This window comes from Vibrio sp. MOR3 (genome assembly GCF_001557775.1).
GTDB classification, from domain to species: Bacteria; Pseudomonadota; Gammaproteobacteria; order Enterobacterales; family Vibrionaceae; genus Vibrio; species Vibrio jasicida.
The window spans coordinates 126,878-152,484 of the sequence record NZ_LNRD01000012.1; the positions used below are offsets into that span (position 1 = coordinate 126,878).

At 43.1% G+C, this 25,607-nt stretch carries 27 protein-coding genes; 16 read left to right on the top strand and 11 right to left on the bottom strand.

Annotated features, from left to right (window positions below):
• Positions 1-66 precede the first annotated feature (66 nt).
• From rarD to ATB76_RS20175, 4 genes are all read left to right on the top strand, one after another.
• Positions 67-972, top strand: a complete 906-nt coding sequence (rarD, locus tag ATB76_RS20160) for an EamA family transporter RarD (RefSeq protein ID WP_038878519.1) — start codon at positions 67-69, stop codon at positions 970-972.
• An 82-nt stretch (positions 973-1,054) separates the two neighbouring features.
• Complete coding sequence (locus tag ATB76_RS20165; protein WP_038867763.1) at positions 1,055-1,441, top strand: MAPEG family protein; 387 nt, start codon at positions 1,055-1,057, stop codon at positions 1,439-1,441.
• Complete coding sequence (locus ATB76_RS20170) at positions 1,435-1,968, top strand: hypothetical protein (RefSeq protein WP_061036027.1); 534 nt, start codon at positions 1,435-1,437, stop codon at positions 1,966-1,968. The genes ATB76_RS20165 and ATB76_RS20170 overlap by 7 nt, the downstream gene beginning before the upstream one ends.
• A gap of 362 nt (positions 1,969-2,330) precedes the next feature.
• Positions 2,331-2,870, top strand: a complete 540-nt coding sequence (locus tag ATB76_RS20175) for a phosphatase PAP2 family protein (RefSeq protein ID WP_038878510.1) — start codon at positions 2,331-2,333, stop codon at positions 2,868-2,870.
• Between the two features lie 79 nt (positions 2,871-2,949).
• Here the strand turns inward: ATB76_RS20175 and ATB76_RS20180 are convergent, their stop codons facing one another.
• Positions 2,950-4,314, bottom strand: coding sequence for an endonuclease/exonuclease/phosphatase family protein (locus ATB76_RS20180; protein WP_038867757.1), 1,365 nt, complete (start codon positions 4,312-4,314; stop codon positions 2,950-2,952).
• A gap of 367 nt (positions 4,315-4,681) precedes the next feature.
• Between ATB76_RS20180 and ATB76_RS20190 the strand changes: the two genes are divergently transcribed.
• A complete protein-coding gene (locus ATB76_RS20190) occupies positions 4,682-4,996 on the top strand; it encodes a multidrug efflux SMR transporter (RefSeq protein WP_038867756.1) in 315 nt (104 codons plus the stop codon).
• Positions 4,997-5,070: 74 nt separating this feature from the next.
• Here the strand turns inward: ATB76_RS20190 and ATB76_RS20195 are convergent, their stop codons facing one another.
• Positions 5,071-5,970 (bottom strand): DMT family transporter, encoded by a 900-nt coding sequence (locus ATB76_RS20195; RefSeq protein ID WP_061036028.1) that lies wholly within the window; start codon positions 5,968-5,970, stop codon positions 5,071-5,073.
• 150 nt (positions 5,971-6,120) lie between these two features.
• Here ATB76_RS20195 and ATB76_RS20200 point away from each other — a divergent pair, with 150 nt between their 5' ends.
• The 4 genes from ATB76_RS20200 (at position 6,121) to ATB76_RS20215 (ending at position 9,168) form a co-directional block, all read left to right on the top strand.
• Entirely contained in the window at positions 6,121-6,573 is a 453-nt protein-coding gene (locus ATB76_RS20200; RefSeq protein WP_038878499.1) for an NUDIX domain-containing protein, read from the top strand.
• Between the two features lie 18 nt (positions 6,574-6,591).
• A complete protein-coding gene (locus tag ATB76_RS20205) occupies positions 6,592-7,152 on the top strand; it encodes a GNAT family N-acetyltransferase (protein ID WP_038878489.1) in 561 nt (186 codons plus the stop codon).
• Positions 7,153-7,217: 65 nt separating this feature from the next.
• Positions 7,218-7,628 carry a GNAT family N-acetyltransferase gene (locus ATB76_RS20210; RefSeq protein ID WP_061036029.1) on the top strand — a complete coding sequence of 137 codons (411 nt, stop codon included), beginning with the start codon at positions 7,218-7,220 and terminating at the stop codon, positions 7,626-7,628.
• Between the two features lie 127 nt (positions 7,629-7,755).
• Positions 7,756-9,168, top strand: coding sequence for a coniferyl aldehyde dehydrogenase (locus ATB76_RS20215; RefSeq protein WP_061036030.1), 1,413 nt, complete (start codon positions 7,756-7,758; stop codon positions 9,166-9,168).
• A gap of 138 nt (positions 9,169-9,306) precedes the next feature.
• Here ATB76_RS20215 and ATB76_RS20220 read toward each other — a convergent pair whose 3' ends face one another.
• Positions 9,307-12,024, bottom strand: a complete 2,718-nt coding sequence (locus ATB76_RS20220; RefSeq protein WP_061036031.1) for an SO2930 family diheme c-type cytochrome — start codon at positions 12,022-12,024, stop codon at positions 9,307-9,309.
• Between the two features lie 45 nt (positions 12,025-12,069).
• Complete coding sequence (locus ATB76_RS20225; RefSeq protein WP_061036032.1) at positions 12,070-13,356, bottom strand: outer membrane protein transport protein; 1,287 nt, start codon at positions 13,354-13,356, stop codon at positions 12,070-12,072.
• Positions 13,357-14,117: 761 nt separating this feature from the next.
• On the opposite strand from ATB76_RS20225, the gene ATB76_RS20230 reads away from it, so the two are divergent.
• Both ATB76_RS20230 and ATB76_RS20235 read left to right on the top strand, forming a co-directional pair.
• Positions 14,118-14,570 (top strand): antitoxin Xre/MbcA/ParS toxin-binding domain-containing protein, encoded by a 453-nt coding sequence (locus ATB76_RS20230; RefSeq protein ID WP_038867740.1) that lies wholly within the window; start codon positions 14,118-14,120, stop codon positions 14,568-14,570.
• Between the two features lies 1 nt (position 14,571).
• Positions 14,572-15,042, top strand: coding sequence for an RES family NAD+ phosphorylase (locus ATB76_RS20235; protein WP_038867737.1), 471 nt, complete (start codon positions 14,572-14,574; stop codon positions 15,040-15,042).
• A gap of 83 nt (positions 15,043-15,125) precedes the next feature.
• Here the strand turns inward: ATB76_RS20235 and ATB76_RS20240 are convergent, their stop codons facing one another.
• Together ATB76_RS20240 and ATB76_RS20245 are read right to left on the bottom strand one after the other, a co-directional pair.
• Positions 15,126-16,973, bottom strand: a complete 1,848-nt coding sequence (locus ATB76_RS20240) for an acyltransferase family protein (protein ID WP_061036033.1) — start codon at positions 16,971-16,973, stop codon at positions 15,126-15,128.
• A gap of 60 nt (positions 16,974-17,033) precedes the next feature.
• Positions 17,034-18,179, bottom strand: coding sequence for a glycosyltransferase family 4 protein (locus tag ATB76_RS20245; protein WP_061036056.1), 1,146 nt, complete (start codon positions 18,177-18,179; stop codon positions 17,034-17,036).
• Positions 18,180-18,465: 286 nt separating this feature from the next.
• On the opposite strand from ATB76_RS20245, the gene ATB76_RS20250 reads away from it, so the two are divergent.
• Positions 18,466-19,410 (top strand): glycosyltransferase family A protein, encoded by a 945-nt coding sequence (locus ATB76_RS20250; RefSeq protein ID WP_039976613.1) that lies wholly within the window; start codon positions 18,466-18,468, stop codon positions 19,408-19,410.
• Between the two features lie 119 nt (positions 19,411-19,529).
• Complete coding sequence (locus ATB76_RS20255) at positions 19,530-19,805, top strand: hypothetical protein (RefSeq protein WP_039976612.1); 276 nt, start codon at positions 19,530-19,532, stop codon at positions 19,803-19,805.
• Positions 19,806-19,908: 103 nt separating this feature from the next.
• Here ATB76_RS20255 and ATB76_RS20260 read toward each other — a convergent pair whose 3' ends face one another.
• Both ATB76_RS20260 and gloA read right to left on the bottom strand, forming a co-directional pair.
• Entirely contained in the window at positions 19,909-21,009 is a 1,101-nt protein-coding gene (locus ATB76_RS20260; protein ID WP_061036034.1) for an alkene reductase, read from the bottom strand.
• 11 nt (positions 21,010-21,020) lie between these two features.
• Positions 21,021-21,407 carry a lactoylglutathione lyase gene (gene gloA / locus ATB76_RS20265; RefSeq protein WP_038878471.1) on the bottom strand — a complete coding sequence of 129 codons (387 nt, stop codon included), beginning with the start codon at positions 21,405-21,407 and terminating at the stop codon, positions 21,021-21,023.
• A 291-nt stretch (positions 21,408-21,698) separates the two neighbouring features.
• Between gloA and ATB76_RS20270 the strand changes: the two genes are divergently transcribed.
• From ATB76_RS20270 to ATB76_RS20280, 3 genes are all read left to right on the top strand, one after another.
• Positions 21,699-22,187 (top strand): hypothetical protein, encoded by a 489-nt coding sequence (locus ATB76_RS20270; protein ID WP_038867725.1) that lies wholly within the window; start codon positions 21,699-21,701, stop codon positions 22,185-22,187.
• Positions 22,188-22,197: 10 nt separating this feature from the next.
• Positions 22,198-22,587, top strand: coding sequence for a MazG nucleotide pyrophosphohydrolase domain-containing protein (locus ATB76_RS20275; RefSeq protein ID WP_038878465.1), 390 nt, complete (start codon positions 22,198-22,200; stop codon positions 22,585-22,587).
• Between the two features lie 206 nt (positions 22,588-22,793).
• Entirely contained in the window at positions 22,794-23,240 is a 447-nt protein-coding gene (locus ATB76_RS20280; protein ID WP_042601555.1) for a GNAT family N-acetyltransferase, read from the top strand.
• Positions 23,241-23,384: 144 nt separating this feature from the next.
• On the opposite strand, the gene ATB76_RS20285 is transcribed toward ATB76_RS20280, so the two are convergent.
• From ATB76_RS20285 to ATB76_RS20295, 3 genes are read right to left on the bottom strand one after another with little or no spacing between them, the layout of a single operon-like run.
• Positions 23,385-23,573, bottom strand: coding sequence for a hypothetical protein (locus tag ATB76_RS20285; protein WP_038867720.1), 189 nt, complete (start codon positions 23,571-23,573; stop codon positions 23,385-23,387).
• A gap of 44 nt (positions 23,574-23,617) precedes the next feature.
• A complete protein-coding gene (locus tag ATB76_RS20290; RefSeq protein WP_038867718.1) occupies positions 23,618-23,953 on the bottom strand; it encodes an Hpt domain-containing protein in 336 nt (111 codons plus the stop codon).
• Between the two features lie 3 nt (positions 23,954-23,956).
• A complete protein-coding gene (locus ATB76_RS20295; RefSeq protein WP_042606093.1) occupies positions 23,957-25,501 on the bottom strand; it encodes a response regulator in 1,545 nt (514 codons plus the stop codon).
• Positions 25,502-25,607 lie beyond the last annotated feature (106 nt).

Genomic DNA, 25,607 nt, shown 5'->3' on the forward strand with positions numbered 1-25,607 from the left:
TCAAATTCGCTTTACAAAACGCGTTCTCACTATAGAATCGCGTCACTTTTCTTTGTCGAGTTAGTTATGAACAACAGTCGTTACGGCAATTTCATGGCAGCGTTGTCCTTTGTAATCTGGGGATTACTGCCTATTTACTATCGTTTTTTACCTAATGCTTCAATGGATGAACTATTGGCACTGCGCATTATTGGTTCAGTTCCGGTTGGTTTTATTATGGTTTTGGCGATCACCCGCCATTGGCCTAAATGGACGGCAATTTGGCAAGATAAAAAATCACTATGGTATACGTTTGTTGCCAGTAGTTTGATGTGTATATCCTGGGTGGCGTTTACGTGGGCGTTAACGAATAACCGTGTTATTGATGCTAGCTTAGGCTTTTTTATAGGCCCGCTTGTCTCAGTGGCCCTTGGGGTGTTTGTCTTAGGAGATAAGCTTTCAAAAGGGCAGTTTATTGCGATATTACTGGCATCAATTGGTGTTATCTACCAGGTGATTCAATATGGTCAGTTACCTTTAGTTGCGTTGACGATGGGGTTGTTCTTTTCACTCTATGGCTTATTCAAGAAAAAGATCAATTATGATTGGAGTACAACGCTTTTTGTCGAAGCCATTGTGTTAACACCGTTTGCCTTAACGTATTTATTCATTAAACAGTGGAGCTTTGGTCAGCTAGCATCAACGGTTGATGTAACAACATTTATGCTCTATTTGGGGAGTGCTCCGGTTACGCTATTACCGTTAATTTTTTACTCCATTGCTATTCGTATTACTAACTTATCAACGGTTGGTTTAATGCAATACATCGAGCCGAGTTTACAGTTTGTTTTAGCCGTTGTATTTTTTGGAGAAGTATTCGATAGCGTAAAAGCCGTGACATTTGCATTTATTTGGGTAGGGCTGCTATTTACTATCTTTGAAGGGATCGCCAAACTTGCCAAGCGTAAAAAGCTTGCCGACCACTCACTTTAATTGATTCCTTCTTTAGATTCATAGGGCTAGCTTATATTTAATATATAGTTAACCCATAATGAACTCTAAAGAAGGAATTGTCATGATTACCGCTCTCTACGCTTCTGTCCTCACATTACTGCTCATCTGGCTTGCTTTTCAAGTCATCAAACAAAGACGAAGTAACAAAATTGCTTATGCTGACGGGGGCGTTGAAGCGCTTCAAATTGCTCGCAGTGCGCAAAGTAATGCAAGCGAATATATTCCCATCACCCTCATTCTCATGGCATTACTTGAATACAATGGCGCCCCAGTCTGGTGGATACATCTTGCTGGTATCACGTTCGTCATTGGCCGCGTCATTCATGCAAAAGGGATACTTGGAGAAGAGCTGAAAGGTCGTGTTACCGGGATGAAGTTAACCTTCTTGACTATGATTGGTTTAGTTGCACTTAACTTAATCTACTTGCCCTACGATCACTTATGGTAAAAAAATCAACGTATTTACCCCCAGCTTGGCTGCTTGTTCTGGTTGGCTTAGTACTGAACATAGCAGCAATTATCTTAACCAGTGTGGTGTTGGATAAACTTGGAAAAGAGACAAGCCTTCTTGCTGATCAAAAAGCTGATAATCTTTATTCGATTCAACTTGCTTGGAACAGGGTTGAAACGCTAGAGCGAAAACGGGAAGTGCTGTTATTGCATTTACATTTAGCTCAAAGCCAGAGTGTCTCCGAAGAAATGAACAAGGTACTCAGAGCGCATTTGTCTGCTTGGACTGGTGAAAAGGTCAGCCCAATCGAAATCACTCAACTTCCAACTCTGATGGCAGAAATTAATCACGCTCAAGGTAACGATCGAAATAGAATTGATGGCTATTACCTTGAAAACTTGGAGATCAGTAAAGTGATGTCAGAGTTGGAGGAAAACATGGCTTGGTATAAAAGTATTGGCTTGTTTCTTCAAGTGTTTGGTTTAGCGTTAATTTTAGCGAGAGATTTGGCTCGTAACCCCTGAATTTTTCCTTATTGGTTGCTATTTGCGAAAATACGTTCGCATATTGCATTCTCAGTAATGCTCAATGGATTATTATTCATGGTGATTAATTGATATTAGTTGAATATCAATTGGTTAAGTTGTAACTGAAAATTGGCACATCTAATGCTTGAGTTAGAGTGACCCTTTAAGCCGAGGGTCACCTAGCCAACTGACGTTGTTAGTGAACTAGATTGTTCACAAGTATATATAGCCAATCACATCTTTTGTGGTTGGCTTTTTTTTCACAATCAATTCACGGATGAATTGTTACAGTTTCGGGTCGAAGAGTCGCGATAGCTGTGATAGTTTTCGCCCGAGTTGAATCATAATTGGTTGTATTAATGAAGAAAATTGTACGTTTGGTTGGTGTGGCCTCCATAATGGGGTCTCAGTCTGTGTATGCAATGAGTGAAAAAGATTGGGATATTCTGACTGACATTGGTGCGTATGGCCTGGTTGCTACCGCAGCGGCCGTCCCTGCTTACAAAGGGGATTGGGAAGGCTTTTGGCAAGCGGGGTTCAGCATTGGTGCTGCTTCAGGCATCGGTTTGATCGGTAAAACCACTATAGATGCAGAACGTCCGGATAAAAGTGGTAACGACAGTTTCCCATCCAACCATACGGCTAACGCTTTTGCTTCGGCAACAAACCTTTATTTACGTTATGGTTGGGAAGCTGGTTTACCTGCATATGGTGTTGCAGCACTGGTGGGTGTAGGGCGTGTGGAGGCCAAAAAACATTATTGGCGTGATGTTCTTGCTGGTGCAGCTTTAGGTACGTTGAGCGCGTATGTCTTCACTGATGCTTATGATGAAAATGTGCAGCTTGTCCCATGGGTGACGAGTGAAGACGTTGGTGTATCGCTGACTTATCATTGGTAATTTTGTACGAGCACGATCAAAAGAGCCTCGGCATACCCGAGGCTCCTGTATTATGACTTTTCGTTTCTAAGTGCAGTTTTTAGAACTGGGCCTTAATCCAAATCATACGGTGGTCTGAAGAGACATCTTTGCCATTGCCGTACTTACCGATACGGTCGTCGTTAAACAGCTTGCGACCTTCTTCATATGATGCTGCCCAGTAAACACCAGAATCAGCCACATTTAGGTTCGCTGATGGCATCGCATAGTCAACACCAAGACCGAATGTAGACGTAATGCGGTTTGGAATTGGGTGTGTTGAGTTTTTGTCTACCGCGTGCTCGGCTGCACCATAGCTTGTTGGGTAAAGCTCGCCATTCATCACATCTTGGTTTACCAACGGATCATTGTGGAAGTCTTGCATGATTTCACTAAAGCCATCGCCATCCAATGGGTCAAGGTTTTGGTCACCCATCATCACAAACTTCGCACCTTCAGCTAAGCCACCTTTGTTGCCTGCATCATCGTAGAAGTATTCTTTACCTTGTACATAGTGATGCCAGAACTCAACTTCTGCACCGTTTTGAACTTTGTTTTTACCTGGATCGAATACCGGTGGAGTAGGGTGAGACATCAAAAGATGTACAACTTCGTCGCCTTTTTCTGTTGGGATAATAATCGGTGCATCTACGTGGTTTTTAGAGGACAGACGAACAACATCCCACTCTTCTGCTGTGTACCAATCGTCACCACAGGCCATGCCATCAGGGATCGTTTGTGAACCGTCACAGATAGTGATGGTTGGGATTTCTGCCCCTTCCATGTCTTTCCACTTGAACTCTTGGAAAGTTCGTGTGTTTTCTGTGTCAATTTTGTATTTAGACATCAGTGCAAATGCGTATTGACCATGATAGAAACCAAAGCCCCATGCATCGCCAGGAAGTTGGCCTGCAGTGCCATTGTTATCTAGGTCAAGGTCACTGTTTAAGCCTGTGTTGGTTGAGTAAGATTCCGCATAAGGATACTCAATAGGCTCAAGGTTAGCTTCGCCACCGGCGCCTTCAAGGCTTTGTGCGATAGATAGGTAGTTTTTCTGGAAACCTTCCAGTGCGACTTTATCTTCTCCAGTTCCATCATTATTGAATTCCGCCATCATCAGAACATCAGGTCGGTTTTTTTGAATGATGGCTGCGACGTTACGAATTTGAATGACTTTCTCAGCCATTGTTTTATCTTCGTCGGCGATTGTGCCGTCAAGGTAAGCCGTTACCAGCTCAGTTTGCTTTGCTGGTTCAACTTGCATTTCTGCAACGAGGTCTTCAAAAGTACTACGATCAAAAGAGAGGTTATAAGTGGCGATCTTTACTTCTTTAGGTTGAACATCTACGTATTCAGTGTCGTCGTTGCAGCCAGTAAGTAACGCAGCGCCGATTAGGAGAGCTAAAGGGGTTTTGATGTATTTCATTAGTATGCAATACCTTATAATTGGGTTCGCGCAAATACTAAAGTTATCAGTAGCTTTTGTAAGCGATCTTCGTCACACAAACGATTGCGTAGTTGCACTAATGATCAGGTTTTGTGTGATTAATGCAATAAGTGCATCATTTTCAACAGTAGAAGGTTATATACAATCTGTTAAATAACGATGTCTATTTTATTTAATTGGAATGGATTTATAGCGTTAATTGATTGAATGAAGTGGATTTTGTGCGCATACAAACTGAGTTTAGGTGAGAGACGTTTTTCTTTATACTACGCACGTACCAGAAGTGAGGACGACCTCACCGCTCTCATCACTATCGGGGACGGCCCCATTTGTTAGGGATCTCTCAATGGCTTGGGCAATTCTTTTTCTTGCGGGTCTATGCGAAGTCGCATGGGCTGTTGGGCTTAAATATTCTGAAGGCTTCAGCAAACTTGGCGCATCAGTATTCACCATCGGTTTTATGGCGTTAAGCTTTTGGTTGCTTGGTATTGCGCTTAGAACGTTACCACTTGGTGTTGCTTATGGTGTTTGGGTGGGCATTGGTGCGATAGGAACGGCGATTGCCAGTATCTATTTATTTAATGAGCCAGCGACATTGGTCAAGCTCATAAGCTTACTGTTGATTGTTGCTGGTATTGCAGGCTTAAAGTTTGCGGCTTAAGTTCTCAATCATTGATAAGTAAAAGCCAGAGTCAGACTCTGGCTTTTCGCATTTTAAAGCAGGTTCTTGCCTTGTTAGCGTTTCATAAATGGCAACGTTAAGTGTTGTCCAAATACGTTGATAAGCGCGCCCGTAACAATCAGTGCTCCTCCTAAGTAAGTCCAAGCGGACGGTAACTCACCAAAGAACACGATCCCCAGCAGTACTGAGAATATGATTTGGACATAAGAGTAGGCGGAGGCTTTACCGGCTTCCTGAGTTTGCATGGCTTTGGTTAAACCAAGTTGGCCAATTTGGGTAAATACACCAACGAGAACGAGCATCAAGGTCAAGTGCAAATCCGGCATCACGAACTGATCTCCGATGAGCAGGATAGATGCTGGAAGTGCAACCAATGGAAAATAGAAAATAATAACGGAGCTGTCTTCTGTCTGACTGAGTTTCCGAACAATCACGTACGCAATCGAACTACCAAATGCACCTAATATCGCGATCATAACACTAAACATCGGAAGGGCATGTTCAGCATTAGGGCCCGTTTCCGAACTGACCATGACATAGACACCCAATAAACACAGCACAATACAAATTAGAGTCGAAAACTGAATGCGCTCCTTAAGGAAGAAGACCGCGAGCAGTGCAGTAAATACAGGATGAATGTACTGAAAAATGGTCGCTTCTGCTAAGGGTAGCGTAGTAACGGAATAGTACACACACATGAGCGCCATCGTGCCAACCGCGCCTCGCGCAAACAACAAGGGTTTGTTATTGCCCCAAACTGATATGCCTTTGCGTTTTACATCTAGGTAACTGATCACGAGTGAAACTAAAGCCCTCGCTGCGACAATTTCAAATACAGGTATGCCATGTAAGCTGACATGCTTAACAGTGGCTGACATGAGAGCGAAACCAAAGGCAGAGAGCACCATAAAGCGCACACCAATGGGAATCATCGAATTGATTGAATTAGGCATCTTACGGCTCGTTTATTGAGGGAGATCGCACTTTAGCATACTAGACTGACAAAAAGATCAGCACCTTGTGATTAAGGCTCCGGATCTTATTGAAGCAAGGTAGACTGTCTCGTTCAGATATAGAAACAATAAATACATAAGGAGAAAGGGATGATTCCTATTCAAGCAACGCATGTATCTGGTGTTGTGATTTCCGAATTCGACGGCATCAAGAAAATGTTGTTATTAGAGCGAGTCAAAGGTGGTTATTGGTGTCATGTAGCTGGTGGGATCGAAGAAGAGGAAACTGGTTGGCAAACGATCGTTCGAGAGCTCAAGGAAGAAACACAAATTGAAGACGTCGAGCTTCACAGTGCGGATTTTCTTGAGCAGTTTTATGAAGCCCACAAGAACCGAATCATGGTCATCCCTTGCTTTGTTATGTTTTGTAAACCCAACCAAGAAGTGGTATTGAACCACGAACATACCGATTATCGTTGGTGTTCGTTAGAAGAGGCAAAACAACTTGCTCCTTTTGCTAACCAGCATCAACTCTATGATCATGTGTGGCAAAATTATGTAGATAAAGCACCAACACCATTTACTCTTATTAAACAGAGCTAGATTCAAACAGGAATAACGATGTACGAAGGGTATGAAACGAGCCAACCGCTGCAGATTTCTGAACGTATTACGATAGAGCCATTAATGACCAAGCACGCCAATACGTTACTTGAAGTTGTCAATAAAAGCCGCGACAGCCTGTCTCGTTATCTGCCATGGACAGAGTTCGTAAAGAATCGACGCGAAGCCGTGCGTTATATTTCTCAACGTATCAACAGTCGTGTAAGCGAAGCACACTGGTTTGCGCTTTTACTGGATAATCAATTTGTCGGCGTTCTCGGTATTAAAGGTGTGAACGAAGAGACACGCGTAACCGAGGTGGGGTATTGGCTTGCAGAAAGTGGGCGTGGTCATCGTGTCGTCAATCAAGTGCTCTCTGTCATCATTCCGTTAGTGAAGGGAAGAGGGCACGCGAGCTTGATTCAGTTTCACTGTATGGAAGATAACATCGCGAGTATTAAAGTAGCGGAACGAGCGGGAGCCTCTTTGAAAGAATACGTTGATCATGATTTTGAAACGTTGGATCCGTCTCAACGATTAGGCATTTATGAACTGAAACTAGCTGAAATTAATGCTTGATAAACATAGCCTAAAAGTAAATGTGGCGATATAAAAGAAAGAACAAATAGCAAAGGAATAGAGCGATGGAAATAAGCATTCGTCCCATTACTTGGCAAGAAGCAATGCCTATTCGCCATAAGGTATTGTGGCCCCAGAAGGCTATCGAGCATTGCATAGTAGAGGGTGATGAAGACGCTGAACACTTTGGGGCGTTTGTGAATGATGTTTTGGTTGGGATTGCCTCAATCTATCTTGATGACAACAAAGCAAGACTGCGCAAATTTGCGGTGTTACCGGAGTTTCAAAGATTAAGCATTGGCTCTTCCCTGATTCGATATATTTTAGCGAATTTACAGTTGTCACCCGTTGAATATTTTTGGTGTGATTCGAGGGAATCTGCTCTGGTTTTCTATGGAAAGTTTGGGATGCAAGTTGAGGGTGAACGCTTCTACAAATCTGAAATTCCTTACTACAAAATGAAGCTTGCGCTTTAAGCAAAATAATCTGAGTTTGAACTCTAACTTCCTTATTGCGTTAATAGTCAGAATGTTGCCCTTGTGTTAACGTTGAACTGTACATAAGTGCGACATTGCCCGTTATCGGGTGCACAAGGAGATAAACATGAACGCGATCGTCGACGTCGAAGTGGGTCAATTACTACAGCAGAAGTTGGATAAAGTCAGAGCGGCGTATAACGCAGAACCATTCCCGGGCTTAGACGCCAGAAAGCAAAAGCTTAATCTTCTCAAGCAGACTATCTTGGATAACCAACAAGATTTAGTTGAAGCGTTGAGTGAAGATTTTGGCTACCGCTCTGAGTTTGATACGGCAATGACAGATGTACTACCGACCGTTGCTCAAATCAACTACACCCTAAAGCGCCTCAACAAATGGTGTAAACCAAGCCGTCGTCATGCTGGTTTATTGCTTGCTCCCTCAAAAATTACGGTGGAGTACCAACCTGTTGGTGTTGTTGGCATTATTTCTCCTTGGAATTTCCCGGTCATTCTTAGCTTGTCCCCTTTGGTAACGGCTCTTGCAGCCGGAAACCGAGTCATGATTAAGCTGAGTGAATTTACGCCACTGACAAATAAAGTGATCACTGAGATATGTCGAGCATTGCCCGATGATGTCATTGTTGTCGAAGGGGAAGCAGAGGTTGCTCAAGCATTCAGCAAGTTACCGTTTGATCACTTGCTGTTTACTGGATCAACTAATGTTGGTCGTGCAGTGGCTCGTGCCGCCGCAGAGAACTTAACACCAATTACATTGGAGCTTGGCGGAAAGTCTCCGGTTATCGTGGCGGAAGACGCGAACTTAAATAAAGCGGTCGATGCTATTTTGTTCGGTAAGTGTATTAATGCGGGGCAAATTTGTGTTGCTCCAGATTATGCTTTTGTACCGGAGGGAAGAGTCAATGAGTTTGTTGCGCTCTTCTTGCAACGTTTTGATGCGCTTTACTTAAAAGGTCAAAACGAGCAAGGCTTTACTCATATCATCAACCAACGCCAGTACGACCGTTTAAAGGCTGTGTTGGAAGATGCTAAAGCCAAGGGGGCAGAAGTACATACCGTGCCCGAGACGAGTTCAGAAGGGCGACAATTATACCCGCACCTAGTCACCAATGTTTCAGAAGAGATGACTATTATGCAGGAGGAGATTTTTGGTCCCCTTATGCCAATTAAGCCTTACCGTGATATGCAAGATGTCATCAGCTATATCAACCAGAATCAACGCCCACTTGCGCTCTACATCATGTCGGATGACAAACGCACGATTGAACATATTACCCGTAATACCCACAGTGGTGGTGTCGGGGTGAATGACACCATCTTGCACGTTGGCGCAGAAGACGCGCCATTTGGTGGTATTGGTGAATCTGGTATCGGTCACTACCATGGCGAGGAAGGCTTTAGAACTTTTAGTCATGCCAAAACGATCTTAACTACGCCAACTTGGCTTCCTCGTGTCGCTATGCTGATGGAGCGACGCGCTACGGCAATCAAAGCACTACAAAAGTTCTTTATGCGTTAACGTTGTTGATGTTTGAACGCTTAGGAATAAGAAAACCGCCCAGTGAGGCGGTTTTTGTTTGGGGTTAGAATATACAGTCGTGCAGCTTAAACTATGTAACTTAATGGCTACCTAAACATTCGGTAGCCATTGATAGTTCTACTCTACACAGCTCCAGCCTGTTGTATCAATCGAGTTAATCCAATCGGCAATCAACTGAACTCCTTCATCATGGACAACGTGTCTACCTAGCTCTGGCATCATGTTTCCGTTGTCGACATTGATACGGTAGTGCAATACGGAGTTTTCTGGATCGCCCGGCACAATTACATATGGCGATGGGCCTTTATGGAAGGTGATGCCGCGAGCACAAATGCCCATCTCACCAATACCTTCACGCCAGTATTCAAACTTGAATGGGTTGCTTGCAGCTTTACCTTCGGTACGGTGGCAGTGTGCACAGTTCACATCTAAGTATGCTTTGGCATAATCCAGTAGTTCTGTATTCGTCAGGTTACTTGCACCAGTCTCCGTATTAAAAACAGGGGTCTTAGGTAAGTTCTCAGGTGTATCTGGCAAGGCTTCTGTGAATAGTCCTAATGTCTCCCAATGTACTAACTGGTTAACTGGGGAGCTATCAGAAACGTCCTGTACGCTGTTGAGGTTACGAGCCTTCGGACCAATTGGAGAGAACCCCTTAGGTTGCGTATTGCCAGTGGGGTCGGACACGTCGGCTTCAACCTTGTGACATAGGGTACACTCGTTTCGGCTTGGCACTTCATAAGTGAAATTAAGCGTTTCACCGTTATGCTCCACACTTCGTTCAAACGGAACTGAGACTGCAGTCAGGTAAGCATCTGTTTTGTCTTCATTCCATACGTAAGGTAGGGCAATCCAACCACTGTCACGACGAATCAACAGGCGAGTCTCGATCATCTCCTCGTTTTCACCACGCGCATTATTGGTGCTTGAAGGAAGAGCAAAGGTTTTGATCAATACTGTGCCAACTGGGAAGTCGAATACCTCTTGCTCACGATAGCTTGCGGAGACTTCGTTTGGCATCACAACAAAACGGTATTTGCGTGCATAGTCGGTAAAGAGCTCAACGTTCATCTCATACAGCGTACCTTTGGCTGATGCAGCCAAGTTCAGGTTTTGCGTTGGATCTTTGGCATCTTCAAACAGATTGTATTGAGAAAGACTCACACAGTTTTCACCGTAGGTCGCGCTTTCTCGCGTAATGGCATCCCAGTTTATGCCAGACACATTTTCTACAGTACAACTCGCGTTGCCTACGATACCGTTTGGTGTATCTGGATTATCAGGGTCAGTAGCCCCGTCTTCTGTTTGATTGTAACCATAAATAACACCATTAATCGTGACGGTATTGATGTCTAATGGCGTTTTAGAATCACAGCCAGCGGTTAGTAGCGTCGATTGCTCATTCTCGTACAAGAAATCGGCATTCGCTGGATCTTCGGCGTAGCGAGCAATGGCAGTAGGGTCCATATTATCAACCAATACACCTACGCTCGCTCCATTGTTGACTAAGCAATTACTTTCTGCGTCATTAAACTCCGTGAGGTAGTTCCAGTTTGTTGTTCCTGTCATGCCGTTTAAAGCATCGCGTAAAGGGGCAAACATTTGGGAGCGAATTAGTGATTCACCCGCGCCATCGTAGAACAACGCAGGGAAGGCTTGATGATTTAAGGTATAAGCTAAAATCATATCTTCAATGAGTGAGCCGTTAGGGTTTGCGCCTGTATTAGTAATGGTGTTGTCGTGGAAATACATATTGGTCGGAACCGGATTCCAACCCTGCATTACCGCATTACCCTCGGATGTGCCATTCAGCGGACTGTAGGCATTAGGGTCACCATTGACCAATAGATAGCTGGTCATGGCCAGCGCCATCGAATCATGGTTGGAGATGGTATTATTATAAAACTCACTGCTACGGCCAGATAGGATCACAACGCCAGTACCTGGCGGGACAATACCAACTACGCCACATCCACCAAGTCCGCTTTGACAAGTGGTATCAACGTAGTTCTCTAGATTGTTGTCACGAATCACGTTATCGAAGATACGAACATCATCAATTAAACGACCGATCGTAGTTGCTCCCGGTAAGTCAAATAGCAAGACACCGCCCGTATTGCCTAAAGCGAGGTTGTCATAGACATCAACGTTCGAACTATTTTCAATTTCGATACCTGCGATGTTCTTTTCCGCTACGTTGTCACGTATTACTGCACCAATGGTTTGACCCACATAGATACCAGCATCGGCACTACCGTAACTCCAAGTGTCTTCAATCAATACGTTTTGGGATTTTACTGGGTAGATACCATAAGTACCACGTAGGTTACCATCTTCATCACGGGCACGTGGCACTTCGAGCCAGACCGCGGCAACATCGCGAATAATGATACCTTCAACACCATCGGCTTTTATGCCATTTTTTGACGCTTCTGATACTTGCAAATCAGAGACAGTGATATTAGAACCGCCACTGATTGCGATGCCGTCTTTACCATCAACATTACTAAAGTCGAGGTAAGTTTGATCAATACCTGCACCGCGTAAAATGAGGTTGTTTTTTGAATCGACCGTTAACTGGTTATTCATTTTAAAACAGCCAGCAGGTAAGGTCACAACACTGTTGTCCTCGGCCAGTTCAACAAGGTTTTCAATCGCAGTGACTTCTGCTGCGCTTGCCCATTCTTGTCCATTTCCACACAACTCAGGTGTGCCGTATTCAGACAGTTCATACCCGCTTGAGGATTGCGGTTCGTCATAATCATCACTGTTACAACCAATTAAAAGCGTGGAGCTTATTAGCGTAGCGACAACCGTTTTGTTTATTCCATGCATGATTTGCTTCCCTGTAATTAGTTTTATTGACTCAGTCAGGAATAATTAGAAAGAGTGGTTGTATTGGATGCCGTAGATGTAGGCATCGCCCTCTGAACGATAGGCAATATCAACACCCGGCAGAGCGTGTGGTTCAAGTGGCTCGGTAAACGTGACTTCTTCAGCATCGATAAAGGTAAAGCCAAAGTCGATTCGGCTGTTTTGATTGAAAGCGTAGGTTGCACCAAAGCTATAATTGATTCGGTCGGAATCTGGTAAGCTGATGCTCTTATCGTTCACGTTAGGTGTCTCGTCGTAGGCAATACCTGCGCGAAGAGTGAAAGAAGGGTTGAGCTGATAAGTTGCCCCTAACGCATACTTGAAGGCGTTTTCAAAGTTCTCATCTTTTTGCAGAACTTCTTGTCCATCGACGGTTGCGCGAATTTCCTCAAATACATTCCAACCCGTCATCATCACACTGTAGTGAATAGCAAGTGGCTCTGTAATCTGATGGAAACCAGAGAACTCAGTGATGCTTGGTAAATTTAAGGTTAAGTCACCAGTCACTGTTTGACCTGGCATCGAAATCGAGCTTGGAATATCTGAGTAATAATCACCTTCAAAATCTACATCAACTTTGGAGCGGTAACTTAAGCCAAAGCGATGTTTTTCGTTTATCTCCCACAGCGCGCCTAAATTAAAGCCATAACCCCAACCATCACCATCAAGTGATTTCGCGACGTCGCTGCGAGTAAAATTAGCGCCGGTATCGGCATTGATGGCATCAGCAAGGATTCCAAGGGTGCGAGTAAGCTTGGCTTTACCATAGACAAGGCTTGCTCCAGCACCAACACTGAATTCATCGTTGATGCGGTAGGCGATAGTTGGATTAAAATTGACGGTTTCCAAACTGGTTTCTCCGCCAATTGGGCCCGCTAGATAATCATCAGGATATTCAGTGGCAAGGCCAAAGTCGGTAAATATACCAAGTCCCCAAGACCATGAATCGTTGATAGGGGCGGCAATATAAAACGATGGAACGATCACATTATCAACAACGTCATTGTTGGTTAGCTGATTATTAAAAGCGTCTGACGCACCATTACCGGTGACTCGAACCTCTGGCATGATGTAAGCGGCGCCGATAGAAAGCTCGTATGAGTCAAACATCGTAATCGCAGCAGGGTTGTGGGCGACAACTGATGCGCCATCGGCAATGGCTGCCTCTCCTGCATTGGCTCGTCCTAGACCCGCAGCAGAATGCTCAGATAACTGAAACCCCGCAGCGTATAACTTAGGGGAGCTGAGCGCTATCGCTATAGCAAGCGCGAGTTTTGCATTCCTTGTATTCATATCACTCTGAAACTCCATGTGTTTTTAGGATGCGTTTTAAATAAAAGTGCTTATGTACCCATAAATAGGGTGAGTAGGTTATTCACGAAACACTCATCTCAAGCATAAAAAACAATTAACATACTTGTAACATTGAATTTCAAGATCTGTTATTTCCATCTCATATAACTAGCGGGTTATGAATGTGCTTATAACTATCTGTAAATGTTATAGTTAAGTTCAATTTGTATCGTAGAGAAGCTTCACGAAAGCACTTGATTGCGTTTGATGTCCACGTTAAAAATGTGGCTTAAGTATCAGCAAATAGCGGGTTGTAACAAATTGTTTTTTAGTACGATTGTTTTAAACGGTTGTTTAATTGATATTTAAGGCTTAAAAGTCGAATTTGCGGAAATGATGTAATTTATCACTGAATCGGATGCTAAACTTTATGAACGATTAGAGCTTTTACTTAAGGAATAGAAAGCAATATGGTGCTGAATTCTTAGGTGCGCTTTCGGGTGTTCCTACTAAATCACACTTTGTTTCTGCGATCTCTTTGCCGAAGAGAAAGAAAAAGGGTGGTTGCTTGTCGATGTATCGATTGAGCAAAGGGCGCACGATCTTGCCCACTGTAGAGTTGAACGGGATGGAAAAGTGATCGAGATACAGCGTAATTCAAATCTATACGAGTAAGCCTACTTTGAACGCATTTTATACGATTGCTAAGTTGGCTCATTTGGACCATAATAATAAGACCATTTGGTCTGTAGGAGCTCAAGATGGCAACAGCAACATTAAAAAGCTTTAAACCTAAGCTGCCATCTAAGGCAAATTTTTGGTTTATGCTGGGCATCGAAGATGCCGAAACCGGTCGTACAGATGCGGTTCATAAAGGTTTTGAGCCAAAGGTTTATCGGAATATCGTTGAGCGCGTAAAGCTCTCTCAAAGCGAATTTCAGCACGTGACGCTTATCCCTGTCAGCACAATCAAACGACGTTTAAAAAATGAAGAACGTTTTAATACGCAAGAGAGCGACGCAATCTACCGTTTAGCAATGCTGCTCAAACTTGCAACGGAGTTGTTTGATGATGAAGAGCGCGCTTTGGGCTGGATGCGAGAAAACGTCTATGGTTTAGGAGGAAAACGCCCACTCGACATGGTCTCTACCACGGTCGATTTCGAGATAGTTAAAGACTTGATAGGGCGATTAGAGCACGGGGTATTCTCGTAGTATGAAGCTCTATCGACTGACGCAAAAGAAGTTTTCCGAATCTCCATTTAGTCCGATTGGCGCAAAGCTTTACGGAGGGCGATGGAACTCAAAAGGAACCGAGGCCCTTTATTTTTCGGAGTCTGAGTCACTTTGTTCTTTAGAAGTATTTGTCCATGTTAATAACGATCCTGCTATTACGAGACTTTATGACTTGTATCGTATCGAGATGCCCGAATATCTGATTGCTGCTTTGGATGAAGAAGACTTGCCGGTAGCTTGGCGATCTATACCCGCCAGTGAATCCACTCAGTACATTGGTGACCAATTTCTAAATGATCCGCATCCAGAGTTCGCGGCATTACAAGTACCCTCGACCATTTCTCCCCGCGATAACAACTATGTTGTGAATCCAAACCATCCCAAGATGAAAGAGATCATCAGGAAAGCAGAAAAGCTCGAATTTGCTTTTGATCCACGAATATTTAAATAAGATGCTCAACGCTTAATAGGGTAAACGTTGAGCTTTCGTTTTTTATTGGTCTTTACCCCGAATTTGAGTGAGCGGCGTATGCGTTAGTTTTTGGCGGCCAGCTGTTGACCATCGCTCGTGTCGTTTTGGTAGCTGCTTAATACCACTTCAGCTCCTTTATAGGACAAATGACTTGCGTCGGTATACATCGCGTTATTAGCGTCGATCTTCATGACACAATTGCCTCTCTGGCATATGTAATCAGTTAGGTCGACAAACTCAACGTGTTCGAACTGCTCAAAGTACTGAGCAAGAATCGCAATATTCTTCGGATGGGTTTGTTTTGGGGCAAAGTCGCACTCTGTGCCTTTTTCACCTCCGAATAAGCGGATTTTCCATAAGCACTCGCCAATAGCAAAAGGCGCAGAAGGTGTTGGCCCAAATACCACTATCTCTTTGTCTTCCAATCCCTTCAATAATTGCGTTAGCGAAGCTTGATAGTTTTTACTGGAAAGCTCTTTTCCGAAGTTAGAGGAAATGACGACCTGTCGAATAGAAGGCGTGTTTTGAATGGTTTTGACCGCGTTGGTGAAGAAATCGTGACAAGATTGCCCACTAACGCCAGGAATCACGTCGATATAGCCAATCGCACAAGAATCTTGAGTAAGTTGGACCACTCCTGCTGGCGTTTCACGTGCTAGTTGTTGAACAAATACCATACTATGACTATTTCCTAAAACCGCGACTGTCGGCTGCGATGAAGAAGAGCAGGCGTCGTTTACATTTGTATTACCGTTGCACGCTAATCCGTAGCCATTATTGACACGCATGGCCTCAAAAAATGCATTTCGGTCAGGGAACCCACCGCTTGTATGCCCAATAAAGCCAAATGTAAGCAGGGGCATCGTCACCAATACAAGTGAAGCGGTGAGTGTTTTCATGCCGATTTTTCTTCTGCTGCGAAATGGTTTCTCGACAAATCGCCAAGTCATGTACGACATTATTGATAGCATGCCGACATAAAGAAGGAAGCTGAATTCTTGTCCGGCCGTTAGTACATAACGATAAAATACCAACAGTGGGATATGCCATAGATATAGGCTGTAACTGATTAAACCGATAAAGACGATCCATTTTAAGCTAAGTACCTTACCGCACGTATTTTGGTTAGCTGAAAACAGAATGATCAGCGATGTACCAATGACAGGAATTATTAACATAAGGCCCGCACCATCTTTGGACTTATCGAATAACAAGGCTGAAGCCATGACTAAAACCACACCGATGACTGCGAGCGTATTGTTTGGTGTTACGTTGGTTTTTCTCATGATGAGGGCAATCATTGATCCTGCGGCCAGTTCCCATGCTCGCGAAAAAATCATATAGAACGCGAAATCGGGGTCGCCACTCGCATACCAAATCGTCATTAAACTCAATAAAAAGACACCAATAAAGAAGGCAAGGTACGATATGATTTTATTTCGGGCGAGCAACATCAATAGTAATGGAATGACGATGTAATATTGCTCTTCAACGCCTAGACTCCAAGTGTGGAAGAGTGGGTTGGCCTGCTCCTCTAAACCAAAGTAATTGTGACCCTTCAAATAAAGTAAAACATTAGAAGCGGACAAAATGGATGAAACAGAAAATTCACTGACTTCTTTGTGCGCTTGAGGGAGAAATAACCACCAAGACAATACATAACTCACTGCGATAACCAGTAACAACAGCGGTAAGATACGGCGGATACGTCGCTCATAAAAATCGGCAAGGCTGAATTGATTTTTGTCTAAATCATTGATGACTATGGTAGTAATGAGATAACCACTGATCACGAAAAAAACATCAACACCAACAAAACCACCAGCAAAAGCTTCGATGTCTGCGTGGAATAAGATAACGAGTATGACCGCTAATGCTCTCAATCCATCTATTTCTGCTCGGTAAGTCATGATCTTCTCCATTTATGTAGCCAACGTTTGTTGTTCATCCTTGGGTGGGATGACTTGATCTTAATTAGGTTGTTCTATCCATTGGGATAGCCTTTGAGCTTGTCGATAAGCATTAAAGTATTTGAGGACTCGTTGTCGTCCGCGTTTGCCCATTTCTTTACGCTTCTCCAGAGATAGCTCCGCAAACTCATTAATGCACTGAGTGATGTCGTCAACACTGTGTTGTTTTACAAAAAATCCAGTCTCATCGGTGACGATTTCTTTGCATCCCATGACGTTTGAGGTGATCACTGGTGTGCCAACTGCCATTGCCTCTTTGAGTACAAGAGGCCCGGTATCGACGCAGCCAGTACGCGAGTAGCAAAACGGAGCCACGAGACAATCGTATTTTGGTAAATTGTCCTTTACCCAGCTGTGTGGTTTTGCGCCCAAAAAGGAGACGTAATGAGTCAAACCAAGTTCACTAGTCATCGAAACGAACTCTTTTTTCATAGGGCCCGTGCCGATGACATCAAGATGGACATTGAGCTTATTGGCGATAGGGACCAGCGCCTCAAGTAAATATTGCAGACCTTTTTGCTCAACGAATCGCCCTAAAAAAACCAATCGTAATTGTTCTGAGTCTGTCTTTTTTTCGGGGGTGAATTGCTCAGGTTTTACACCACAGTGGAGCAATTTTACGTTTCCGTTGGTCATATTTTGAAAGTCGTTATACATGTCATCGCAAACAGCGACTGCGAAGTCGCTGGCGTTGATCTTCTCTTTTACATCAAACGGAGACTCATAAACGTCATGCCCGTGAGCAACAAAAGAACAAGAAATATTGAGCAGTTTAGCGGCGACAATGGCATGTGCTGCTGTGTGCTGACAAAAGTGAGCGTGAACGTGACCAATGCCTTGCTCAGCGAGTTGGAATGCTAATTTAAGCCCTGTACCCATTAACGACTTCTTCGGAATACCAGATTGTTTGAATGCAAAGTGACATGCTTTGAACAGCCCCTGAACGCGAAGGTGCTGTAGGCCCTCTGTCTTAATATTCTTACCAATTTCGATAACATCGTAAGTAAAAAAAGATTCGCAAGGTTCGATTTCAAACGTAAAAACTGTCACGTCGTGGCCACATGCCTGAATAGCGTCCACTTCAGTTTGAATGAAGGTTTCACTCAAAACTGGGTAGCTAGGTGTAATAAACGCGATTTTTTTCATTTTATGGCTCGCTTCTTTTCGTTCACGGTCGAGAAGGGAATTGCAAAAAACAAACCAAACAATCATCGACATAAAATCAATAAATTAGGGATAAATTTCTATTTTGAGAATAAAAATGACGGTGAAGTTTAAGGCGTTCTCAATTTGAAGTCTTTAATTGAGAAAAACCGTTCATGCTTGGGTATAACCGTTCTTTTATGAGGATTTAATCCGAAGTTAGAATGGTCTAGATATTGCTACTTTTAATCGGTCAGAATTGTTCTGACAGGTGAAGAGGCATCATGGCATGGATAAAGTCAGTGTGATTATTCCAACCTATCAATGTTTGGAATATCTCCCCAAAGCGCTTGGAAGCGTGTTCAATCAAACGCACCGTAATTTTGAGGTTATCGTGATTAATGACGGCGGTGACCTTCGAACTCAGCGTTACCTTGAGTCGCTGCTTGATCACAGGCTTAGGTTCCTTAACACCGATGGGGTTGGCGTGGCTGAGGCGAGAAACTTGGGAGTAAAAGAAGCATCGGGTGAGTACATTGCCTTTCTCGACGCTGATGATTTTTGGCTACCTAACAAGTTAAAAATGCAGGTCGCCTTACATCAAAGCAATCCTGAGTTAGCTCTGAGTTTTAGTAACTATGTTCATGTCTCGGAGCGTTATGAACCCTTTAGTGATTGTTTTGGGTTTTGGAACCAACTCCAAGACGAGACTGATGACGTACTACTGCTTAGCAAACCATTGGATATGATCATTGCCAATAATATTATCGGTACGTCCACCGTTATGTTGGATGCAAAGATGGTGGAGGCATTTCCTCTGTTCAAAGCAGAACTGCCTTACGCGGAGGACTGGGAGTTGTGGCTAAGAATTTGTGAAAAATACCAAGTGGGAGTGGTGAATTCAATTCAAGCTGGCTATCTGGTTCGCCAAGGTTCCATCACGAATACCAAAAATCGTAAATTACAGCAACTGGCTTGTGTGAATGGCATTCTAGAAACGTATCGAGAAAGTGCGTCATTCTATGATATTTCTCCTTTAGCCTTTAAAAAAGCGAACGCTAGAATCTTAGAAGGATATGCCGATTATTATCGAGAAGCTAAGTCTTACTCTAAGGCGATAGCACTTAATGTGCGCTCCTTGATTCAAGACCCTCAGTCTCGACGTTTGCGACGCATAATGGCGGATGGGCGAGAATTGGTACTATCGAATGTAAAGTCTACCCCTCAGCAATAATACAGCCTATTAAGCAGCAGAGATAAGGGTAGACACTGTATGAAATCAAAGATTGAAATTGAAAAGCGCACTACACTCAGTGTTCAGTTATTAGCAAAAGATTTAGAATTAATAAGTCAATGAGTGAAAGCGATATTCAGGCAAAAATTGCTAGCTTTACCTGTATAGAAGAAGCGCTAGAGTACTTTGATATTGGTTTTGATAGTCGCTTCATAGACAAACACCGTATCGAACTTGTAAAGCGGTCTAATGGTTATTTAATTATGAGCAAGCCGGACGATTGGTTTTCTGCCCGTCGTGCGTTTAAAAATGCTTACTGCAAAGTACAGCGCAGTTTATTAGATAAAACGACACGCTCAGCATGTCGTGGTTGTACGACATGCCAAAGAAGATAAACAATGTGGCAGTCTTAGCTTCTTTTTCGACGTCACGCTGATCCGACTTACAAAAGAACCCCGTCTAAAGAGCGGGGTTCTTTTATTTTTATGAACGGAAACGCTAACTTGCTTGATATTCTGGGTAGTCAAGTAAGCCTTTCTCGGCACCACCAAACAAGGTTGCAGAATCGTGTGCAGCTAACGGGTAGTCGTATTTAATTCGGTTCGGTAAGTCAGGGTTTGCGATGAATGGACGGCCGAACCCCACCATATCTGCAAGACCACTTTTTAGTGCTGCTGCCGCTTTTTCAGTGTTGTAACGACCAGCGTAAATAATGGTGCCTTTGTAAGCTTCACGAACTGCAGTTTTAAATTCAGCAGGTGTATCTGGCGCGTCGTCCCAGTCTACTTCTGCAATGTGGATGTACACAACGTTAAGCGCATTAAGTAAGGCAGCGGCAGCGGTGTACGTTTGTACAGGGGTTTTATCTACCGTACCGTTGAGTGAAGTAAATGGAGCAAGTCGAACGCCCACACGTTCAGCGCCGATAGCTTGTATCATCGCTTCGACAACGTCACCAAGGAAACGAAGACGATTTTCAATGGAACCACCATATTCGTCTGTGCGGTTATTGGCTTCTGAATCGATGAACTGGTTAACAAGGTAACCATTAGCAGCGTGCAGTTCTATGCCATCAAAACCTGCTTCAATCGCATTAAGCGCAGCTTGACGATATTCTTCTACAACGGCTTTGATATCTGCTTTGGTCATTTCACGTGGCTCGACAACATCTACAAAACCTGGTTCGTCGCTACCATTGTCGATGAATACTTTCACATTTTCTGCTTTCAATGCGGAAGAAGAAATTGGTTGTTCACCACCGATGTTGTCAGGGTGGGTTACGCGACCAACGTGCCAAAGTTGGGCAAAGATAGCGCCGCCTTTTGCGTGAACGGCATTCGTTACTTTTTTCCAACCAGCAATTTGTTCTTGGCTATAAATACCAGGAGTCCAAGCGTAACCTTGACCCATTGGTGAGATTTGAGTGCCTTCCGCGACAATCAAACCAGCAGATGCGCGCTGAGCGTAATACTCTGCCATGATCTCATTTGCAGCATTACCCGGTTGACTAGCACGTGAACGCGTCATTGGCGGCATAACGATGCGGTTTTGAAGTGTTAGAGCACCAAGTTGAACAGGTTGGAACAGTACATCTTTCATAATAAGCCTCGTTATTTGCTCGTTTGAATCAATTCGATTTGGTAACCATCTGGATCTTTGATGAAAGCGATATGCGTTTCGCCGCCTTTCATCGGACCTGGCTCACGTGTGATATTGCCGCCAAGTGCTTTGATTTTGTCGCATGCCGAATAGATATCTTCACAACCTAAAGCCATATGACCAAACGCGTTTCCGAGATCATAGCTGTCTGTATCCCAGTTATAAGTCAGTTCGATCGTTGCACCGTCTGGTTGGTTTGCGTTACCCACAAAAACTAATGTGTAACGGTATTCAGTGTTCTCGAAGCGGTTCAGTTCAGCCATACCAAGCACTTTGGTATAGAACTCAATGGATTTATCAAGATCAGCAACACGGATCATAGTGTGAAGAAATTTCATATATAGCCTTCTTTTGTTTTCGCTTGGCGCTTAACTTTTCTGTTCTTGCTAAGTACCTAATGGCGACGTTATGAGCCTAAATATATAAGGTTTCCTTTGAAACATAAAATTATCATTTATTATTGTTTTTATAATTTATTGTTATTGAACTGCTTTTTAACGTAAATGATTTATTGATTGCATTTTATCTATGTATTTAACTGATAGGTTTGGCTTTTCTTTTCAAATCAGATTACTTAGAGTGCTAATAGCTTCATACAGACGTATTGGGAATAGATTTTAGGAGGGAAAATGAATCAATCCGTGTTAAAGGCCATGACGTGGCTAAAAGGGATATTAGATTCTAACCAGATTACTTATCAAATCGTCGGCGGTTTTGCTGCCCATTTGCACGGTGGATCACGACCTATTGCGGATATCGATCTGTACATCCAGAAACAAGATTCTGAAAAATTGCTTCCCCATATTGCGCCTTATATCAGTAAGCCACTTAAGCACTATCAGGAAGAAGGCTGGGATCTTGAGTACTTACAGCTTATTTATGGCCAACAAAAAATTGAAATCGGCCTTAGCCCAGGAACGCGAATATTTAGCTCAAAAAACAAAGAGTGGGCGACGCTGGAAATTGACTACGCAGCAAATGTTATTTGTGATTTTAATGGAATGAAGCTTTCAGTGATCGATATTACAAGGTTAATCGATTACAAGCGTGTTCTCTCAAGAGAAGTGGATCTCATCGACATTCGAGAGCTTGAACGAATTCAACAGCAAGCTCAATAGGGGAGAGATAATGGACAAATTTACCGCCTTGTTTGAGATTGCTCAGCGTAAGTCAAACTACGATGAAAACAATACTTGGTATCAGGGCTCCGTCACTTACTTCGAAGCGATATACTCGGAGTTGGAAGAAGTGAGAGATGAGGAAGTCAAAGGGAGAACATGCTTTTTAGAGGACGAACTGGGAGACGTGTTGTGGAATTATCTTAATCTTCTGATGGCCTTAGAAAAAGAACAGGGCATTGACGCTCGGTCTGTGATTGAACGCGCCGTTGAAAAATACCAAGCACGTGTGACTGCCATTGAAAATGGGAAGAGTTGGGCAGAAGTAAAGGCTGAACAAAAGTCAAAATTGAAGAATGAATTCGACTCGAAACGAGGCAACAACAATGAAACTGACTAAATACTTATTTTACTGCTAAAAGCGCTTAGTCAAGAATTCAAAAGTACAAAAACTATGGTGTCCCTTTTGAACAACTGGATGATCTTTACATCAAATCATAAAAGGTGAACCACCGGGAATGGGTTATTTGGATTGGTTAGGCTACATGTAAGAAATATCCAAGTTGCTCAAATATCACACTAGTAAAGGATCAGGGAAGGTGTTTGATGGAGGTATCTCTACGCGAGATAACAAAGGAAAACTATGAGTCCGTCAGTGAACTCGATGTTACTAAAGAGCAAGAGTCTTATGTCGCTTGTAACATGTGGTCGCTGGTGGAATCATTCTATAATGATACGCACGTAACTCGTGCCATTTACCAAGATGAACAAGTTGTCGGCTTTTTTATGTGGGTTCGGGAAACAAAAGAAAAAATCTCTATTTGGCGTTTTATGATTGATGCCAAATATCAAGCGAAAGGCATAGGGCGTATAGCTCTTCATAAGGCGCTAGAGGAAATCAAACAGACTGAAAGCCTCCGTCAGATTGAAATTTGTTACAACCCAAACAACCCCATAGCAAAAACGTTTTACTCTCAGTTTGGTTTTATGGAAGTTGGTATGGACGAAGATGGCGAAGATATGTTCGCTATTATCAGCCTTGAACCAATATGACAAGGCATGTGAAAAGGGCAAGCATCGTAGTTGGTGCTTGCCCTTTAGCGTTTTACTCTGTCGATAGTTTAGCGATGAAAATCAGACTCTCATTCATTGGTCTGTTGATGTGCAAATCTTACTATCTCACTAACTTAATCGCATTTATTTAGTATTTGTCGTTGGCATAGGAGCAAGTAGCGCTTCCAGTTCCTCAGGAGTGAGTAGATCTTTCTTTTGTAAAATATCACTCTGTTCCAAAGATAACCGTGTCTTACTTATCAAGTATTTTTTTTGAGTTGGTGTGAGATCCTTTAAGGAGTCAATCAAATCTTTGAAGTGGTTTGTGTTCATAGCCTAGCTTTTCCCCGTTGACGTTTTATAATTTTCTAATGGTCTTAGTCCATATTGACTAAATAATCGTTAATTTGTTTATTAATGGTGACAAGCTCTTTATTAATTATAGCGATATCTGCGTTATCGGGAGCGATATTGTCACGTGTGTGTTCTTCAACTTTACCAAGAGCGGAGACTGCCGCTTCTTCTCCAAAGCTTGAAAGTATGCCTTTCAAACTATGAGAAAGAAGGAATAGTTCCGACCAGTTTTGTTCTGCATTGAGTTTATTAATTCTGTCTAAACCATCTTCGTAGTCTTCCATGTAGGTTGAGAAAACAGCAAAGATAATATCGACATCGTTATCCATGTAGGTGTTAAGTACTTCGAAGTTAATCATCTCTCATCTCCACTGTGGTATGTGTAAGTTAAAAGGCAAAGGTAATTGAGTTGAGTAGGAGCCGGAAAGGTAATCCTTCAACCAGTTCGACCAGTTTGGGGGGAGTGGTCGTTGCGATAGAAATTCGATACTTTCATCCAAGATGATATTAGGTGCTGATATGTTGTTGTCGGAAAGGTCTTTTAGTCTCAGCTCAGTTGAAAAGGGATACTTTTGTCGAAACTTTGGTTCTTTCGAATTGTGCTGGGGGTGGCCTTTTAAAGGAATGCCAGACTTAGCCGCCACCAAGGTAAGTAAGCTCTGCTTTATTGCAAATTCACCAAAAAAGTCCATCAATGGTATCGCTTGCTTTAACAGCAATAAGGGGGTTTTACTTGGCACAGAGTAGTAATAGCTCAGAGATTGCATCAATTTTTTGTGCGCGTGTTCTGGTCGTGATTCCAGCAAAAGTAACTTACATTGCATCATTTGTTTGAATGCGGCGAGATCAATCTGCTGGTTTCGATTCAATTGCTTTTCGGCCAGCAAGCAAAAATCATTAAGTTTCAAAAGAACACGTTTCTTCTCATTCGGCGAGCGGAGTGTTTTAAAGTGCTCGCTGATGATGTCGACATAGGCGTTCATCGCTGATAGCCATTGTGAATCTGTAGAAGAAACATTTGAAGCGTACATATAACCTACATCGTACAGCCGATCAATTTGGCCTAGTTTGGCAAGGATTCTCGATACGGTTACTAATCTGATACTACTACTTGGTGTGAGCTCAAAAGCGCGATTAGCCAATATAGACGCATTATTTTGTTGGCCGAGACTTTCATAAAGGCCCACGAGGTTATCTATGGCACGCAAGCAAAGTGGGTTTCGTGTGACATAATCAGCAAGGATAGTGACTGCTTCACGAATATTTCCTTTCTTATGCTGTACGAAAGCTTCTGCACAGATACGACTCGCGTGTTCCTTTTCTGTACAAAAAGGTAGAAAGTTTTCGAGTACATCAAATTGCTTCGTTTCTATGAGTGTATCGATAAGTAAAGACTCCACGCACACGCTTTGTGTATGCTTTTTATGCAGTAGAGCGATATCTGCGAGGGTAGGTCTTTCAATCTTACTTAGTTGATTTCCCACGTCTGCCAGTTGATGTTGTTCTTGCAGCGCTGCTAGCATTTTGTTCTTTAACGCTTTGGTTTGCAGTGGCTTGGTGAGTAAGTGACGAACTCGGCCAGACAAAGCCGTCAAAACAGTCTCTTGAGTAGCGTCGCCAGATATCATCAATACCGCTGTCGTCTCTGAAATGAGTTTTGCGCGGCTCATTAAATTGATCAGATCTAAGCCAGTCAGTTTCGTCGATAGGTGGTAATCCATCACAATGAAAGAATAGAAGCGAGTTTTGACCGCGGCGAGTGCTTCTTGTGCGCTGTTTACACAAGTGATGTTGGCGATTTTTGCGCCAAGCGCAACAAGTTGATGCCTGATCAACGTCGATGAGGTTGAGCAGTCATCTATCACCAAAATACCAATGTTCTCGACTTCAATCTTCCCTGCGGTCAAACTTATTCCTATTTTACAGATTAGTACACTCTAAAATAAAATTAGTCATCGGATTGCATAAAGGCAAGCTGTTTCTAAGATTAAAAAGGGGCAACATGCCCCCCAT

Coding starts and splice junctions, on each gene's coding strand:
- rarD (WP_038878519.1), top strand. CDS start 67: ATGAACAACAGTCGTTACGGCAATTTCATGGCAGCGTTGTCCTTTGTA.
- ATB76_RS20165 (WP_038867763.1), top strand. CDS start 1,055: ATGATTACCGCTCTCTACGCTTCTGTCCTCACATTACTGCTCATCTGG.
- ATB76_RS20170 (WP_061036027.1), top strand. CDS start 1,435: ATGGTAAAAAAATCAACGTATTTACCCCCAGCTTGGCTGCTTGTTCTG.
- ATB76_RS20175 (WP_038878510.1), top strand. CDS start 2,331: ATGAAGAAAATTGTACGTTTGGTTGGTGTGGCCTCCATAATGGGGTCT.
- ATB76_RS20180 (WP_038867757.1), bottom strand. CDS start 4,314: ATGAAATACATCAAAACCCCTTTAGCTCTCCTAATCGGCGCTGCGTTA.
- ATB76_RS20190 (WP_038867756.1), top strand. CDS start 4,682: ATGGCTTGGGCAATTCTTTTTCTTGCGGGTCTATGCGAAGTCGCATGG.
- ATB76_RS20195 (WP_061036028.1), bottom strand. CDS start 5,970: ATGCCTAATTCAATCAATTCGATGATTCCCATTGGTGTGCGCTTTATG.
- ATB76_RS20200 (WP_038878499.1), top strand. CDS start 6,121: ATGATTCCTATTCAAGCAACGCATGTATCTGGTGTTGTGATTTCCGAA.
- ATB76_RS20205 (WP_038878489.1), top strand. CDS start 6,592: ATGTACGAAGGGTATGAAACGAGCCAACCGCTGCAGATTTCTGAACGT.
- ATB76_RS20210 (WP_061036029.1), top strand. CDS start 7,218: ATGGAAATAAGCATTCGTCCCATTACTTGGCAAGAAGCAATGCCTATT.
- ATB76_RS20215 (WP_061036030.1), top strand. CDS start 7,756: ATGAACGCGATCGTCGACGTCGAAGTGGGTCAATTACTACAGCAGAAG.
- ATB76_RS20220 (WP_061036031.1), bottom strand. CDS start 12,024: ATGCATGGAATAAACAAAACGGTTGTCGCTACGCTAATAAGCTCCACG.
- ATB76_RS20225 (WP_061036032.1), bottom strand. CDS start 13,356: ATGAATACAAGGAATGCAAAACTCGCGCTTGCTATAGCGATAGCGCTC.
- ATB76_RS20230 (WP_038867740.1), top strand. CDS start 14,118: ATGGCAACAGCAACATTAAAAAGCTTTAAACCTAAGCTGCCATCTAAG.
- ATB76_RS20235 (WP_038867737.1), top strand. CDS start 14,572: ATGAAGCTCTATCGACTGACGCAAAAGAAGTTTTCCGAATCTCCATTT.
- ATB76_RS20240 (WP_061036033.1), bottom strand. CDS start 16,973: ATGACTTACCGAGCAGAAATAGATGGATTGAGAGCATTAGCGGTCATA.
- ATB76_RS20245 (WP_061036056.1), bottom strand. CDS start 18,179: ATGAAAAAAATCGCGTTTATTACACCTAGCTACCCAGTTTTGAGTGAA.
- ATB76_RS20250 (WP_039976613.1), top strand. CDS start 18,466: ATGGATAAAGTCAGTGTGATTATTCCAACCTATCAATGTTTGGAATAT.
- ATB76_RS20255 (WP_039976612.1), top strand. CDS start 19,530: ATGAGTGAAAGCGATATTCAGGCAAAAATTGCTAGCTTTACCTGTATA.
- ATB76_RS20260 (WP_061036034.1), bottom strand. CDS start 21,009: ATGAAAGATGTACTGTTCCAACCTGTTCAACTTGGTGCTCTAACACTT.
- gloA (WP_038878471.1), bottom strand. CDS start 21,407: ATGAAATTTCTTCACACTATGATCCGTGTTGCTGATCTTGATAAATCC.
- ATB76_RS20270 (WP_038867725.1), top strand. CDS start 21,699: ATGAATCAATCCGTGTTAAAGGCCATGACGTGGCTAAAAGGGATATTA.
- ATB76_RS20275 (WP_038878465.1), top strand. CDS start 22,198: ATGGACAAATTTACCGCCTTGTTTGAGATTGCTCAGCGTAAGTCAAAC.
- ATB76_RS20280 (WP_042601555.1), top strand. CDS start 22,794: ATGGAGGTATCTCTACGCGAGATAACAAAGGAAAACTATGAGTCCGTC.
- ATB76_RS20285 (WP_038867720.1), bottom strand. CDS start 23,573: ATGAACACAAACCACTTCAAAGATTTGATTGACTCCTTAAAGGATCTC.
- ATB76_RS20290 (WP_038867718.1), bottom strand. CDS start 23,953: ATGATTAACTTCGAAGTACTTAACACCTACATGGATAACGATGTCGAT.